This is a genomic window from Paenibacillus sp. J22R232, from assembly GCF_056269165.1.
On the sequence record NZ_JBWDNK010000001.1, the window covers coordinates 696337 to 711945 of the forward strand.

A 15609-nucleotide genomic window follows, 5' to 3' on the forward strand; every position below is an offset into this window, starting at 1 on the left:
GATAACAGGGAAAATGTGAAATGGAGGATTTGTCAAATGATCGAAAAATTAGCAGGAGCAATCGCAGGGCCTCGTACGCGTTGGGTTACACTAATCGCATGGATCATACTTGCTGCAGTTTTGAGTGTGTTTCTTCCGGCCGTAGGAGAGAAGGAATCAAGCAATGCTCCCAATTTGGAAGCGGACAGCCCTTCAGTGCTTGCGGACAAGCTTATAAAAGAGAAGTTCCCCAGCTCATCCGGCATACCGGCTTTAATCGTCTGGCATCGCGAAGGCGGGTTATCGGATGATGATTATAGCCTTATTCAAAAAACGACTCAGCATATCACGGAGAACCCTTTGAAAGAGCAGGGCGAGGTTGTGCCGCTTCATGAGTTGCCCTTGCCTGCTTTGAAGGCTTTTGCTTCCGAAGACGGAACGACGCTGGTACAGCCTATTTCTTTCGGAGCAAGCACAGAGACGGAAATTCTCAAAGAAAACATCGAAGAGATCAAAGCCATCATCGGTGATGCCTCCGGCAAGAAACCGTTTGAGGTTGCCGTAGATGATGCGGATGAATTAAGCGTAAGGGTAAGCGGTCCGGTGGGTATCTCGGTTGATGCAACCGATTTGTTCAAAGGTGCGGATGTATCGCTTTTGATCGCAACCGTGCTAATCGTGCTTGTACTTCTGCTGTTCATTTACCGCTCGCCTATTCTAGCTATTATCCCGTTGGTCGGCGTTGGCTTTGCATACGCCGTGACGAGCCCGCTGCTTGGGTGGATGGCAGGGGAGGGCTGGATTACCGTCGATGCGCAGGCGATATCCATTATGACCGTATTATTGTTCGGAGCAGGTACCGATTATTGTCTGTTCTTCATCTCACATTTCCGTCAGGAATTAACGCGCGAGAATGACAAAATGAAAGCTCTTAAACGTTCTTTCAAGGATGCTTCCGGCGCTATTGCGATGAGCGGCTTCACAGTGGTCCTTTCTTTACTGGCTCTGCTTGCGGCGAAATATGGAGCATATGACCGTTTTGCGGTGCCGTTCAGCTTATCCATACTTATAATGGGCATTGCAAGCTTAACACTGGTCCCAGCATTGCTTGCGATTATCGGAAGAGCCTCTTTCTTTCCATTTATCCCGCGTACGGAATTTATGGAACAGGTGCGTGCAGGCAAGAAAGGAAAGCCATACCGCAAACCTAATCCAGAGAAAAAACTGGGCTCCAAAATCGGTAACCTGGTCATCGCGAAGCCATGGACGGTCGTTATTTCTTCCGTCGCTATTCTAGCTATTCTGGCAAGTTTCTCCATCCAAATTAAATTCACCTACGATCTGCTTTCCTCGTTCCCAGAGGATATGCCGTCAAGAGAAGGCTTTGAGGTTATTTCCAAAACCTTCACGCCTGGTGAACTAGCGCCTATCACGGTTGTCGTTCAAACGGATGGCACAGAGGCTGATTTGGCTGGCAAGCTGGCAAGCGTACCGCTTGTCGATCACGTGCAAGAAGCCAAGCCAAGCATAGATGATCCTAACTTGCTATCGTATTCCGTTATTCTGAATACGAATCCCTATTCACAGGAAGCGATGGATACGATACCTTTGTTAAAGGAAGCGGCACAAGCGGAGCTTTCGCAGGCGCAGGTTGCGGATGCCAATGAAAAGGTGTGGATTGGCGGACAAACGGCTACTCAGTATGATTCCAAGGAGCTGACTGACCGCGATAATCTTGTCATTATTCCGCTCGTTATTGGTCTCATTATGATTCTGCTTCTGGCATACCTGAGATCCGTCACGGCGACCCTTTACTTAATAGGTACGGTGTTGCTCTCCTATGCCGCAGCTCTCGGTCTAGGTTGGATCATTCTCCACTACTTTATGGGCGTTGACGCCATTCAAGGCGCAATCCCGTTGTATTCGTTCGTATTCCTGATCGCGCTAGGCGAGGACTATAACATATTTATGATTTCTAGCATTTGGAATAAGCGGAAGACGATGCCGCTGAAACAGGCCATTAAGGAAGGCGTAAGCGAGACTGGCGGTGTCATTACGTCGGCAGGGTTAATTCTTGCTGCCACCTTTGCGGTGCTTGCCTCATTGCCGATTCAGGTGCTTGTCCAATTCGGAATTATTACTGCAATTGGCGTATTAATGGATACATTTATCGTACGTCCATTCCTTGTTCCGGCGATTACGACTTTACTTGGCAAAAAAGCATTCTGGCCAGCGAAGGCAGAGCTCGTTGAAGAAACGACGCAGACGTCGAAGGGCTGACCTGCAAGGAAAGCTGCTATCATTGCAAAAGCGATGACAGCAGCTTTTTTGTTCCCAACCTTGCAACATTTTCCCAAATATTAGCGTATAAGCTTTAAGGCAGTTTAACCATGCTTAATACATATAATCAGTCGGGGGACATCATGTTTATTAAAAAGAGAAGCATCATTGTCGGAATTACCGCAATCATTTTTGCCGTTAGCGTCATTGCTGCACCGCGCTCAGCTTTAGCATGCTCATGTGTTAAATCTGGTTCGGTCCAGGAAACGATGAAGAGGAGCGATACCGTATTCGAAGGGACGGCGATCTCGGTGAAATCGAAAGCTCCGGATTTATTTCGTTCCTCGGGATCCCGCGTAAAAGCAAGCTTCCAAGTTAATGAAGTTTGGAAGGGCCATGTTGCTCCGCAAATTGAAGTGCTAACCGCAGGATCGGAGGATAGCTGCGGATACTCCTTCAAAGAAGGCGAACGTTATCTCGTATACGCCAGAGCTACAGGTTCATCTCTAGAAGCCAATTTATGCAGCGGAACCTTGCTTCATGAAGAGGCAGAGGAGCATATCGCGCTGCTTGGCAGCGGATCGCTCCCGCCACATCCGAGCAGCGAGGCTCAGCAGCAAGACGATGCACCTCCGCGCAGTATAATGATTGCAAGTATTGCAGCGGTATTGGCTGGCACAATCCTATTTGCGCTGGCAAGGTCAAGAAAACGGCTTAAATCAAAAACATAGCGACGATCGTCGTAACGCAAAGTCCGATTAGCACGGGCTTCAAATTGCGGCGAGCGAGCTCAAAGGGATCAACGCCGCAAATGGCCGCTGCAGGTATAAGCGCCCAAGGGATAATCGTTCCGCCGCCTACCCAAATGGCTGCAACTTGACCAAGCGCCGTTAAAGTAGCTATGCCAGAGCCAATCGCATGACCGAAGAGCTGGGCAACGGAGCCTGCCAATGAAATGCCGGAAAAGCCCGAGCCGTCAAGGCCGGTAACAGCTCCTACGACCGTCAGTGTAATGGATCCGACAACTCCATTAACTGGGACGATATGCGCGAGTGCAATCCCTAAATCGTTGACGATTCCTAGCGAGCCCTCAGGCAGCTTTTCACCAAACATCGACAGGAAACCGGAGTCTCCCAAGTAGAAAAACGCCGCGATCGGAATGACGGGGCCGAACACCTTGAAGCCGAATACAAAGCCATCGATTAAATAACTTGTCGTCTTCTCAAATCCTTTTCCTCGATGTGTCAGCATAGTAATAAACAGCATGATGAGGATGGCCGTTCCGCCAATGAGAGCAGTCGCATCTCCTCCCTGCAAATCCAGCATGAACATGGCAATGACATCGATTGCGAATAAAACGGGAATCGCAACCGCAAGCGTTCTTTTCGTGCGGAGCGACAGCGCATTGCGGTCTGCTGTATCGTTCAGGTTCGAATTTGCCGAAGTCGTTGAAGCAGACGCGATAAGTCCGTCTCGCCATTTGCCTGATTTCTGATCCCTTTTCATCATCCAATAGGCTGCGACCGTAGTTACGGCACCCATGACGATGACAAGCGGTATACTTGCTTGCATGACGGCGCTTACGGGAATGCCTGCCGCGCCAGCAGTGAGCTCGGGTGCTCCTTGAATAATATAGTCGCCTGAAAGCGCAATGCCGTGACCGAATAAGTTCATGGCAACGGCTGCGCCGAGTGCGGGAAGTCCGACACGAATGGCTACGGGCAGCAGCACTGCGCCAATGAGAGCAACCGCAGGAGAAGGCCAGAAAAACCAAGATGTCACCATCATAATAATGCCGATCCCCCAGAAAGCTAACGCGGGGGTTCTAAGAAACCGGGTAAATGGCGATATCATGATCTCATTAATACCCGTTCGGATGAGAATTCGGCTCATGGCTACGATTATGGATATAATGAGAATGGTTCCGATCAACTCTTTTATGGCATAAATGAAGCTGTTGAAGATTCCGCTTACGGACCCGCTTGCCGAGGTCGTCGCAAGTATGCCGATACCCAAAATACCTGCAATGCAGATTAGCGTGGTATCCCGTCTCATGAGCATAAATCCAATAATGGCAAGCACGAATCCTAAATATAACCAATGAAGCGCCGTTAATTGAATGTCCATCCTGATCATCTCCTTGTGACATACACGAAACCAGCCTTTGCTGAGCTCGTATAGTACTGTATGCATGATCAAAGATAGGCGTTCGTCTCGGAACCGGGACGTTTATAACAAGGAGGAGTTCGATGATAAAGCGAAGCGTATCGATGCTGATGATCGCGGTAATGCTAATGACCGCTGGCTGTGGTATTATTAACGAAGTGAGTCAAACGGTAAATTTTGCAACGGAAACGACGGATTACTTACAATCGCTAACGGACTTTGGTCAAAATATGAATACCCTTGCAGAGCAGGCGATGACAGATCTGGACGCTAGAACCGATCTGAAAGAGCAGCTAGTCTCGCTGAAGGATCAGGTGATTCAGTACGGAAGCCTGCAAGTGCCGGATTATGCCAAGGATATCCACCAATCGATTGCGGATTATAACGCAACGCTGCAGAATGGAATCGATCAAGCTCTCACTAATATCGAGCAAGGTAGAGCGGTTTTCGATTCAACGGGCATCCCGGATACGATTAACAAAATCAATGAGCTGCTGAATCAGATTAACCAGCTCGCACCGTAACGAATAGGAAGGAAGAATGAAAGTGATAAACGTTAATGTGTTAGAAGCAACGATGACGTATTCGAAGGAAGACGGATATGTAGGCAAGGTTCATTTTGGAGTAGAGGGCCATAAGAACGAATATGAGATAGCCCTTCATAGCAAAAGAGGGAAAGAATGGGGTTATGGCTTGTTCTTCCTGCACGAATCAGGCAAAGAAGAAGAGCTGCTCGCCTTGGAGGATTTGCTCGAAGAGGATGACGAGCTGTTTGATTTCCTAATCGAAACGGCTAAAGAGAAATTAGAGAAACAAGAATAGCAGCTAGTAAGAAGAAACGTCTGATGGCGTCCTTTCAATAGACGCCATCGTTTCGGCGAAACGTATAGAGAAAGTATGAGCTATCTCATATACTTTCCTATACGTCTAAAAAGCTCATGCGGACACATTTCACAATGTGCTTGCATGAGCTTTTTGCATCAATGGCCGCTCGAAGAGGTCAATCCGAGCTTGCGGATAATGAGCTTGCTCTCCTCATTGAGACCGACGAAGGCAACCTGTTTGTTCAAAAGTTCATATTTGTTTTTCACTTTGACGATTGCCGTTACGGCAGATTGGTCCCACACATGTGATTGGCTGAAATCCAATGTGATGTGCGAAGGATCATTCTGATAATCGAAGAGGGAGACGAAACGGCTCGTCGTACCGAAAAACAGCTGGCCAGAAATGTTGTAAGTACGTCTTCCGGATGTATCAGATAATTTCGAAATCCGTATTTTAGCCATTTTTCCAACGAACACGAACGCGCTTAGCACGACTCCCGCAAATACGCCTTTGGAGAGGTCATGGGTAATTAATACAATGATGACTGTCACGATCATGATGGCTGCATCTGCCTTAGGCACCTTATGGATTTGAATGATAGACTTCCAATCAAAGGTGCTGATTGAAACCATAATCATGACGCCTACCAGCGCTGCCATCGGGATTTTGTTTACCATATCGCTAAGCACCATGATGAGGAAAAATAAAAATGCGCCAGCAACGAAAGTAGATAATCTTGTTCTCCCGCCCGATTTGGTATTAATGACAGATTGTCCGATTAAAGCACAGCCAGCCATGCCTCCGAAGAAGCCTGTTGCGATATTTGCTATTCCTTGCCCGCGAACCTCTTTGTTTTTATTGCTGCTTGTATCTGTCATTTCATCGAGAACGGAAGCAGTAAGCAGTGATTCCAATAGACCCACGATTGCTAAGGAGAAGGAGTAAGGCAATATGATCCAAAGCGTATCAAGCGAAAACAGCACATCGGGTATATGGAACATGGGCAATGTGCTTTCAACTAAGCCGCGATCACCTACGGTTTTGAGATCGGCACCAATCGCGACAGCAATTAATGAGACGATGATGATCGCCGCTAACGGCGATGGAATGACCTTGGTGAACTTGGGCAAGACGTAGATGATAACTAGCGTTAAGGCGACTAAAGCATACATGATCCAGCTTGCACCGACAAAATGGACCAGCTGCGTTGTAAATATGAGTATGCCGAGTGCATTAACAAAGCCGAGCATAACGGATTGCGGCACGAATTGGATGAGCTGTCCCAGCTTGAGCACACCCATGAGGTATTGCAATATACCGGCCAAAATCGTCGCAGCGAATAAATATTCGATGCCATGCTCCTTAACGAGTGATACCATGAGAAGTGCCATAGCTCCCGTTGCTGCCGAGATCATGCCCGGTCTGCCGCCAACGATAGAGATCATTACGGCCATACAGAATGAAGCATACAAACCTACCATCGGTCCCACACCGACCATTAACGAAAAAGATATAGATTCAGGGATAAGGGCTAAAGCAACGGTAATTCCGGCAAGCACGTCACCGCGGACATTAGAAAACCATGCGTTTTTCAGTCGTGTAAGCAAAGCAAATAAACCTCCTGTTATTGTGAGCTCGAGAATCTGCGGAACGGCAGCTTTTCTCTTGTTTGACTTTTCACTCTCAGAAAAGTCGGGGCCGATGCACACTGAGCGTAATTATACAACAAATACAAATAATATATGTAAAGCAAGTCTTTGTGTTAAGCGCTTACATCGTATGATATCGATGAAATTCACGCAATTTCTCCATTTTCGATCATTAGTTGAATACAAAAAAACCACCGCATGTGGCCGATGGTTTTCCTTGGATCCGATTTTACATAGGACGCTCAACTTGATTTTTATGCTGTTTGCTCTTCACGTACTTATAAACGATGAAACCGAGGAGGATGGCAGCAAGGCCGTATATGATCCAAATCCCATACTTGTATATATGATCCGATAGATCTTGAACCTGATCGCCTACGAAAGATCCGATGATAAAATAAACAAGCGTCCAAACAAAGGCGGAAGGATAAGCGAACAAAGCAAAACGTTTGTAAGGCATACGGTTCATTCCCATCACATATGGCGTGACATGCCTTAAGAACGGAAGGCAAAGACTTAGACTGATAGCATAGCCGCCATATCGATCGCTTAGCTGCTCGGACTTCGTTACAAATCTGTTTATATTTTTTTTGCTGCTGAACCAGTTCGATAATTTGCTTCCGGCGAATCTTCCGATGCTGTATCCGAATGTCATGGCTGAGCATATGCCTAGACATGTCATGATGAACGCAGGTACGGGCAGCAATACGCCAGATTCCGATAAAGCGCCGCCTGTCATGACAACGGCTTCGTTCGGTATAGGCAATCCGATGAGTCCGAGGCATAAAACAAGAAACAATGCGAAATATCCGACTTCTTCAATGATATTCAACAATATGTCATACATTTAGCAACATCCTAACCTACCAATAATTAGAATTAATATAGAATCACTCCAAATAGGTTATCATATTTGCACCCTGTTTGGATACCATACATACGCTTCTCAAACCGAAAGGGTTCAAATTTAACCATTTCGTAACTAATTGCGTTTATAGAGAAGCTACAATAAAGGATAGGTGTTATATGTATGAAGGGGCGGCTATTCTCATGTTTGATTTCCAACAAAAGGTAGAGGCATTGCGGCGATACGAATCGCTTTGTTATACATTATGCCTTACATTGCTCATAGAAGAACAAGCAGCGTGCAAAGCTGCCGAAAAAACATTGTGCAAGCTGTTTGAAGATCAAGATTTTTGGCAAAAGCCGGAAAACGAACGATCCAGTCATTTACTGCGGATATGCACCAGGGAATGCATTCAATGGAAGGGACAGCTATTATCGAAATCATCTTAATCATAATAAAAACGTTGATATTTCAAGCTTGCAGCGATCATAATAGAAAAGATCCTTTTGCCACGGATTGTTATTCTAGATTATTATCTCAGAAAGGATGAACAATGAACGCTTCGCAAACTCGCAAAAAAGTAACCGTTGCCTTATTCGTAGCTACATTTCTCGCAGCAATCGAAGGTACGATCGTAAGTACGGCTATGCCCAGCATTACGGGAGAACTGCAAGGAATCCGGCAATATAGCTGGATTATCTCCATTTACTTACTCGCAACCGTCATTACGACGCCTGTGTACGGCAAGCTATCCGATTTGTATGGGCGCAAGAACATGTTTGTGATCGGCGCCTTGATTTTTCTTGCGGGCTCCATGCTCTCCGGCGTAGCGCAAACGATGAATCAGCTGATCTGGTTCAGGGCTCTGCAGGGCTTAGGCGCAGGTGCGCTTACCACGATACCTTATACCATTATCGCGGACATGTATTCCTTCGAGCAGCGAGCCAAGGTACAGGGCTGGATGTCGAGCATTTGGGGCATTGCAGGTATCTCCGGTCCGTTGTTCGGCGGATTACTGGTTGATTACATATCTTGGAGAGCCATTTTCTACATGAACCTTCCATTTGGCATAGTGGCGATTTATTTGCTGGCGAGCTCCTTGAATGAAACGCTGGAGAAGCGAAAAAGACATATTGATTATCCTGGCATTATAACCTTTACTATCGCGATGTTCAGCCTGTTGTATGCGATGACTCTTATCCGTAATGAAGATGGAAGCGGTACCGGCAGCACATGGCTTATCGGAGCGCTATTTGTTTTTTCCGTCTTATTTTTCGTGATTTTTGCCCGTATAGAAATGAAGTCCCCTGAACCGATTATTCCATTCCAGCTTTTTCGGAATCGAATGATAAGTATGGCTAATTTGGACAGCTTCTTGCTATGTGTCATTAACGTTGTCGTTATCTTTTATTTGCCCTTATGGATACAGGGGGTTTATGGGAAACCTGCCACGTATTCCGGACTTGCGATGATTCCGCTTTCGGTTGCATGGCCGCTTGGCTCGATTCTGGCAGGAAACTGGATTTCTAAAAAAGGCTTGCGCTTCATCGCGGTTGCCGGATCATGCTTCCTGCTCGCGAGCAGCATCGGTTTTTCTTTCATGAATGCGTCTACCCCGATTGCCTTATTTATTGTCTATACATTTCTGGCTGGTTTGTCATTCGGTTTATCGCTCACCTCTCTAACCGTAGCTGTATCCTCTTCAGTAGGCTGGGAGCTGCGCGGTTCTGCTGTGGCAAGCAACAATTTCATCCGAACGCTTGGCCAAACCATCGGCATTACCGTATTTGGCTTGCTGCTTCATACAGGCAGCGCCGAACAGATTGAAGCGTCCGTGTTAGCTGGGAGCTTGCATACGATTTTTGTTTGGGTAGCGGTATTGTCCGTATTCGTTGTGCTGGTTTCTATGAGTATGCCGGTGCTTAAGCAGGCTGACCAGCAGCAAAGAAATGCTTCATAAGAAAGGTCGAATAAGACATGCATGCGAATGAGCTGAATGTAGACCAACATTTTCTTGCCGAAAGAAAAATCAAATCGGTCATTGTGCTTCAAGGGACGAGGAGCGTATTGGAATGGCATGCAAGCGGCAAGGACACGATCGGACCGTTGTATTCCTGCACGAAGAGCATCCTGTCCCTGCTTATCGGAATAGCTATTGATCAAGGATTGCTGAAAAACGTGGATCTACCGATTACCGACTTTTTAGACCATCCAGCAGAAATCAAAGAAGCCCTCAGCCGTATAACGATCAAGCACCTGCTGACGATGACGCCGGGTTTTGACTGGCCTGATTTCGATAAGCCTTACAAAGCCTTTAGAGCTTCGGAGGACCCGATAAAGTACGTGTTTAAGCAGCCCTTAATTTCTGATCCGGGAACGGCGTTTGCTTATAACTCCGGGGGCTCTCACTTGTTATCCGCTATTCACACGAAAGCGGCAGGAATGTCGGCGCTTTCATTTGCCAAGGAGCATTTATTCGAGCCGCTCGGCTTTCAAGGTGCCCGTTGGATGGAACGAGGGGGAGTGAATGAGGGCGGCACAGGTCTTTACTTATACGGCAGAGACTTAGCCAACATAGGCAGTATGCTTGTTCAGAATGGATGTTATGGCGCAAAACCTTTTGTTTCTTGATTGGATTTCCGAATCGACACGGCTTCATCATCGCGGGTTACTGCATTACGAGCCACCGATTTATGGAGGTTACGGTTACCACTGGTGGCATTCGCCCGAGGAACGTAACTCGCAGTGCGATTGTTATTTCGCTTTCGGGCATGGCGGCCAATATTTGCTTATAGTGCCTGAGCATAAGCTTACCGTCGTTGTCCGGAAGCAGATTACAAAGCGAAATGATGCGGAGTGGTCCAGAAAACTCATTTTCGAACAAATTATTCCCGTATGGTCAGGAAAAAAGATAAACCGCGAGCAATCGGAGTTATTGAAGTATTAGCAACAGTGAGCGTTAGTGGATTTAAGGGATAGGATGCCAATCGAGCGGAGCCATTCGCTTGGTTGGTTTTTTTATTATCGATGTCAACATCATGTCGGATGTGATCCTTTGCAAGTTATTCCGCATATAAATATTTCGTAAGAAGTCTTGCTTAACCTACATTTCTGTTTTATCATGTTATATAACCTAACAAATCGAAAGCTAGAAGGTCAATTTCCTTCCTTTATGGTGACATGCAGATTTTTAAAATTTATTGTCAGAAAATTCAGACAATGAATCTTGATATTTGAATCGAAGAATAAGCCTGCATTACCTTAGGCCTGAATAAGCTAATGAGTAGCAGTTATACGCGCTTTAGGGGGATCGAACATGACAACCATACTTATTCAGAATGCCGTCGTAATGACCATGAATGAACAAAACGATATTTTAACGGGTGATGTATTAATAGTAGGCAATCGGATAACCGAGATCGGCGTTGGGTTGGACGGCGATCAAGCAGATCGTATCATCAATGCGGAAGGCAAAGTATTGCTCCCGGGGTTCGTGCAAACGCATATCCATCTATGCCAGACGCTCTTTCGAGGGAGAGCGGACGACTTATCGCTAATTGATTGGCTAAAGGAGAAAATATGGCCGCTTGAAGCTGCGCATAGCGAAGATTCCGTCTATTACTCCGCTATGCTAGGAATTGGGGAGCTAATCCGCAGCGGAACAACGACCATCCTCGATATGGAAACCGTTCATTATACGGAATCGGCATTTCAAGCCATTAAGGAAAGCGGAATTCGAGCGCTCTCGGGCAAGGTCATGATGGATCACGGGACAGAGGTTCCGCTTGCCCTGCAAGAGAAGACGGAGAAATCGCTGCAAGACAGCGTCGATTTGCTGGAGAAATGGCATGGGGCGGAAAATGGCAGAATTCAATATGCCTTTTGCCCGCGTTTCGTCGTATCCTGCACGGAAGAGCTGCTCATTGGCGTGCGTGATCTCTCTGCGGCTTACGGCGTAATGGTTCATACCCATGCATCGGAGAATGTCGGTGAAATCGCGATGGTTGAGGCGGAAAGGGGGATGCGAAACGTCGTTTATCTGGACCACATCGGTCTGGCTAAGCCTAACTTAATCTTGGCGCACAGTATATGGCTGGATGACGAAGAAAAAGCAATCATCCGTGACCGGGGGGTGAAGGTCACCCATTGTCCGGGATCGAATATGAAGCTGGCATCCGGAGTTGCCGAAATTCCGTTGCTGCTGGAGCAAGGAATCGATGTTGGAATTGGAGCTGACGGTGCCCCGTGCAACAATAATTTGGATATGTTCCAGGAAATGCGGTTAACGGCTTATATGCAGAAGGTAAAGCATGGACCAACCGTCATGAACGCGAGAACGGTGCTTCGAATGGCGACGATGGGCGGAGCCAAAGTGCTTGGGTTGGACAAAAGCATCGGAAGCATAGAAGTAGGGAAGCTTGCGGATCTGCAGCTGCTGGACCTGGAGGACTTTCACGTATATCCGTCTTTTGACGCGGATTGGTATTCAAGAGTCGTATACGCCGCGACGAGAGGGGACGTGGATACGGTATTGATCGATGGACGTATCGTAATGGAGAATAAGCTCGTAAGGTCGGTAGACAAAAAGATCATATTGAAGGAAGCAGATCAAGCGCTCCGAAGGCTGATTCAACGTTTGTAAGCTGCAGAACGCATCCGTTGCTGTGCTGCGAGAATAAAAATTCGCTCCATAAGGGGGATGGGTTATGGATATGCACGAAATATTGGAAGCTCTGCATCCGCAAGATGAGAGTCAATGCGTGCTGGCTACGATCCTCTGCGTAGAGGGTCATTCTTATCGGAAGGCAGGCGCTTCGATGCTGTTCATGCCGAATGGCGAGCAGATCGGAGCGGTTAGCCCCGGCTGTTTGGAGCATGATTTGCAGGAAAGCGCGGAAGTAGTGCGTAGTTCAGGCCAATTTTCCCTTATCAGCTACAATATGAATGCTGAAGAGGATGCGGTTTGGGGAGATGCTGTGGGCTGCGGCGGCGAGATTCGATTACTGCTCGAGCCGGTTCATGGGAAGCTGCTGAAGCTGTTGCTGGCAGCAAGAACAAAGATGGAAGCGGGTATTTCGGTAAGGCTGGTGCGAAGCTGGGATGAGGCTGGGATCGATTACGTGCTGCATGATCTCGCGAATGACATGATGGATTCCATTTTCTGGGAGGATATAGGCGAGCGCGCTCATTTGTCCGTTGACATAACGCCTAGGCAAAGGCTTGTCTTATTCGGTGTTGGTAAGGATTCGGAAGCCATTTACGCTCTGGTCAAGCGAATCGGGTTCCAGGTCATCATAGCCGATTGGAGGCCGGCGTTATGCACGCAGGAACGGTTTCCTGAAGCAACATTTGTTACGGGCTCGCCTGAGCAAATTGCTGAACAGCTGCCATTCCGATCAAGTGATTATTTGATCGTCTGCAGCCATAATTTGCATCGGGATAAAGACATGATCCGCGTAGCGCTTCCACTGCAGCTTGTTTATATCGGGATTCTAGGCTCGAAAAAGAGAATTCGAATGTTGTTTGAGACTTTTTTAATACCATCGAATGTGAGAGCTCCAATCGGTCTGGCCATAGGGGCGGATGGGCCCTATGAGATTGCGGTGAGCGTAGCCGCGGAGCTTATCGCCATACGTGCAGGCCGCAAGGAGAGCCTGCGGAAGGAGCGGAGGCAGGATGAATATTACAGCCCTCTATTTGGCGGCAGGACAGAGCAGGCGCATGGGCACCAGAAAACAAACGCTCGAGCTCGCGAAGAACAAACCGCTCGCAAGCATGGGACTGCGTGCCCTATTAACCAGTCCAATTGACGTTATCACTGTAGTAGTGGGACCGGATGATCCAGGCGAGTGGATAGCAGCAGCAAGTAGGCTGGCAAAGGCAGCTGGCCAAGCGGCGAATAAGACGGTGTCAGTGGTGACATGCGCGGAAGCAGAACGCGGCATGTCATTTTCCATACGCGCCGGTCTTCTGCATATGCTGGGTCAAAACCCTTCGCTTGATGGCGTTCTAGTTGCATTAGCAGATCAGCCCTTCGTTACATCGGATATGTTCGCGGAGCTAGTCCATTATTGGATAGCGCGGCCTGTTTTGGATTTTGTGGCGACAGCCAGCCAGGACTGCTCAGAGCAATCAATCGTTTTAACCCCTCCTGCGTTATTATCAAAGACTATGTTCCCTGCAATGCTAGCGTTAGACGGAGATACCGGAGCGCGTAAATTGTTCCATTCCCCTACTTTCAAAGGATTTGGCTTAGCTGCCGCAGATGCGCAGGCGTTGTTTGACGTGGATACGCCTACTGATTTTGATCTGGCCAAAAAGCGATTTTTGGGCATGTAATAGGGTGCTACAAATTTTTCGTGTGAATATATATAACATAAATGACAGTTGAATTGTGCATATAGCACAAAATCCACCTTGGACGGATATCTTTGAAATATTAATGTTATATATATTGACATATAGATTACATGGTCATATATTGGGATTACGTTATCGGTTAATCCAAGACGGGCGAAGCGGCAAGAGGCTGCGAGCGAAGGCTTGCTAGACGGATACCGCGTTGGAGGAAGGGAGCGTTTCTGCAAGTTTTGTATGCTGACAGTTCTTACAAAACAGAGAGTCGGGGTGGAATGGGATGAAGCATCGTAAAAAAGCATTTACCGCAAGCGCAGCCTTTTTATTAGCTCTCGTATTCGTAATTAGCGGCTGTTCCGGTAGTAAAACGAACAATGCAAGCGACAATTCTTCAAACACGCCAGCTGAGACTGCTGCCGGAAATGCAGCCACGGAGGCGCCGGCAAAGCTGCCACGCGTTGCATTTGTTTACATCGGTCCGCCAGGCGATGGAGGATGGACCTTCGAGCACGACAAGGGCAGGCTGTTCATGGAAGAAAAGCTGGGCATCAAGGCGGATACGGTAGAAAACGTGCCCGAGAGCGCAGATGCTGAACGCATCATTACGGAGCTAGCCCAGAATCACGACGTCATATTCACGACTAGCTTCGGGTACATGGATTACACCCTCAATGTTGCCAAAAAATTTCCTGATGTGAAATTCCTTCATACGGCAGGTTACAAAACGAACGATAACATGGGTACTTTCTTCGGTAAAAATTACGATGCTAGTTACTTAAGCGGAATTGCAGCCGGCAAAATGACAAAGAAAAATGTCATCGGCTATGTAGGAGCTTTCCCGATACCGGAAGTGATTTATAACATAAATGCATTTATGCTGGGTGTCCAAAGCGTAAATCCAGAAGCAAAGGTTAGCGTAGTATGGACGAATACTTGGTATGATCCGACGACCGAAAGGCAGGCTGCAGTGAGTCTGCTAGACAAAGGGGCAGACGTGCTTCTCGCGTACCAGGATTCGCCGGCAACGCTTCAAGCCGCTGCTGAGCGCGGCGCAATGGCCGGAGGCAATGATTCGGACATGACAAGGTTCGCCCCGGAAGCGTACTTAACGAATCCGATCTGGAACTGGGGTCCTTATTATACGAAAACCGTTCAGTCGGTTATTGACGGGACATGGAAAAGCGAGCAATATTCGGGTTCATTAGCCGATGGCATGGTAGATATCGCGCCGCTTGGCCCAAGCGTGCCTGAGGATGTCAAGACGCTCGTAGACGATACGAAAACAAAGCTAATAAACGGTGAAATCAACGTGTTTGCAGGACCGATCAAGGATGCGGCTGGCGCAGTGAAGGTGGAAGCAGGCAAAACCCTAACGCTGGAAGAGATTCTAGTCATGGACTGGTTCGTTAGCGGAGTGGAAGGAACAATCCCGAAATAATTGCTGCTCGCCCATAGGATGATTTCGACAAATCCCTTAATTAAGGGATTTGTTGATTTATCCGTGGA

Annotated in this window: 14 protein-coding genes; 11 read left to right on the plus strand and 3 right to left on the minus strand. The window is 47.5% G+C overall.

Annotated features, from left to right (window positions below):
* Nucleotides 1-36: 36 nt before the first annotated feature.
* Both AC0YN3_RS03360 and AC0YN3_RS03365 read left to right on the plus strand, forming a co-directional pair.
* Nucleotides 37-2259, plus strand: a complete 2223-nt coding sequence (locus AC0YN3_RS03360) for an MMPL family transporter (protein WP_475773682.1) — start codon at nucleotides 37-39, stop codon at nucleotides 2257-2259.
* A 143-nt stretch (nucleotides 2260-2402) separates the two neighbouring features.
* The gene (locus AC0YN3_RS03365) at nucleotides 2403-2990 is read left to right on the plus strand and encodes a hypothetical protein (RefSeq protein ID WP_475773683.1); all 588 of its coding nucleotides are present in this window, start codon (nucleotides 2403-2405) and stop codon (nucleotides 2988-2990) included.
* On the opposite strand, the gene AC0YN3_RS03370 is transcribed toward AC0YN3_RS03365, so the two are convergent.
* On the minus strand, nucleotides 2974-4386 hold the full coding sequence (locus AC0YN3_RS03370) for a hypothetical protein (RefSeq protein WP_475773684.1): 1413 nt from the start codon (nucleotides 4384-4386) through the stop codon (nucleotides 2974-2976). The two genes, AC0YN3_RS03365 and AC0YN3_RS03370, sit on opposite strands and share 17 nt — an antisense overlap.
* 122 nt (nucleotides 4387-4508) lie before the next feature.
* Between AC0YN3_RS03370 and AC0YN3_RS03375 the strand changes: the two genes are divergently transcribed.
* The gene (locus AC0YN3_RS03375) at nucleotides 4509-4949 is read left to right on the plus strand and encodes a DUF6376 family protein (protein ID WP_475773685.1); all 441 of its coding nucleotides are present in this window, start codon (nucleotides 4509-4511) and stop codon (nucleotides 4947-4949) included.
* Nucleotides 4950-4965: 16 nt separating this feature from the next.
* Nucleotides 4966-5247 (plus strand): hypothetical protein, encoded by a 282-nt coding sequence (locus AC0YN3_RS03380; RefSeq protein WP_183561493.1) that lies wholly within the window; start codon nucleotides 4966-4968, stop codon nucleotides 5245-5247.
* A 158-nt stretch (nucleotides 5248-5405) separates the two neighbouring features.
* On the opposite strand, the gene AC0YN3_RS03385 is transcribed toward AC0YN3_RS03380, so the two are convergent.
* The gene (locus AC0YN3_RS03385; RefSeq protein ID WP_475773686.1) at nucleotides 5406-6857 is read right to left on the minus strand and encodes a SulP family inorganic anion transporter; all 1452 of its coding nucleotides are present in this window, start codon (nucleotides 6855-6857) and stop codon (nucleotides 5406-5408) included.
* Nucleotides 6858-7128: 271 nt separating this feature from the next.
* Nucleotides 7129-7746, minus strand: coding sequence for a DedA family protein (locus tag AC0YN3_RS03390; RefSeq protein ID WP_475773687.1), 618 nt, complete (start codon nucleotides 7744-7746; stop codon nucleotides 7129-7131).
* A gap of 553 nt (nucleotides 7747-8299) precedes the next feature.
* Here AC0YN3_RS03390 and AC0YN3_RS03395 point away from each other — a divergent pair.
* From AC0YN3_RS03395 to AC0YN3_RS03425, 7 genes are all read left to right on the plus strand, one after another.
* The gene (locus AC0YN3_RS03395) at nucleotides 8300-9706 is read left to right on the plus strand and encodes an MDR family MFS transporter (protein WP_475773688.1); all 1407 of its coding nucleotides are present in this window, start codon (nucleotides 8300-8302) and stop codon (nucleotides 9704-9706) included.
* Nucleotides 9707-9723: 17 nt separating this feature from the next.
* Complete coding sequence (locus tag AC0YN3_RS03400; protein ID WP_475773689.1) at nucleotides 9724-10377, plus strand: serine hydrolase domain-containing protein; 654 nt, start codon at nucleotides 9724-9726, stop codon at nucleotides 10375-10377.
* A complete protein-coding gene (locus AC0YN3_RS03405) occupies nucleotides 10352-10693 on the plus strand; it encodes a hypothetical protein (RefSeq protein WP_475773690.1) in 342 nt (113 codons plus the stop codon). The genes AC0YN3_RS03400 and AC0YN3_RS03405 overlap by 26 nt, the downstream gene beginning before the upstream one ends.
* 369 nt (nucleotides 10694-11062) lie before the next feature.
* Nucleotides 11063-12388, plus strand: coding sequence for a 5'-deoxyadenosine deaminase (locus AC0YN3_RS03410; RefSeq protein ID WP_475773691.1), 1326 nt, complete (start codon nucleotides 11063-11065; stop codon nucleotides 12386-12388).
* A 64-nt stretch (nucleotides 12389-12452) separates the two neighbouring features.
* Complete coding sequence (locus AC0YN3_RS03415; protein WP_475773692.1) at nucleotides 12453-13556, plus strand: XdhC family protein; 1104 nt, start codon at nucleotides 12453-12455, stop codon at nucleotides 13554-13556.
* On the plus strand, nucleotides 13468-14085 hold the full coding sequence (locus AC0YN3_RS03420) for a nucleotidyltransferase family protein (protein WP_475773693.1): 618 nt from the start codon (nucleotides 13468-13470) through the stop codon (nucleotides 14083-14085). The genes AC0YN3_RS03415 and AC0YN3_RS03420 overlap by 89 nt, the downstream gene beginning before the upstream one ends.
* A 298-nt stretch (nucleotides 14086-14383) precedes the next feature.
* A complete protein-coding gene (locus AC0YN3_RS03425; RefSeq protein ID WP_475773694.1) occupies nucleotides 14384-15541 on the plus strand; it encodes a BMP family ABC transporter substrate-binding protein in 1158 nt (385 codons plus the stop codon).
* Nucleotides 15542-15609: the final 68 nt, after the last annotated feature.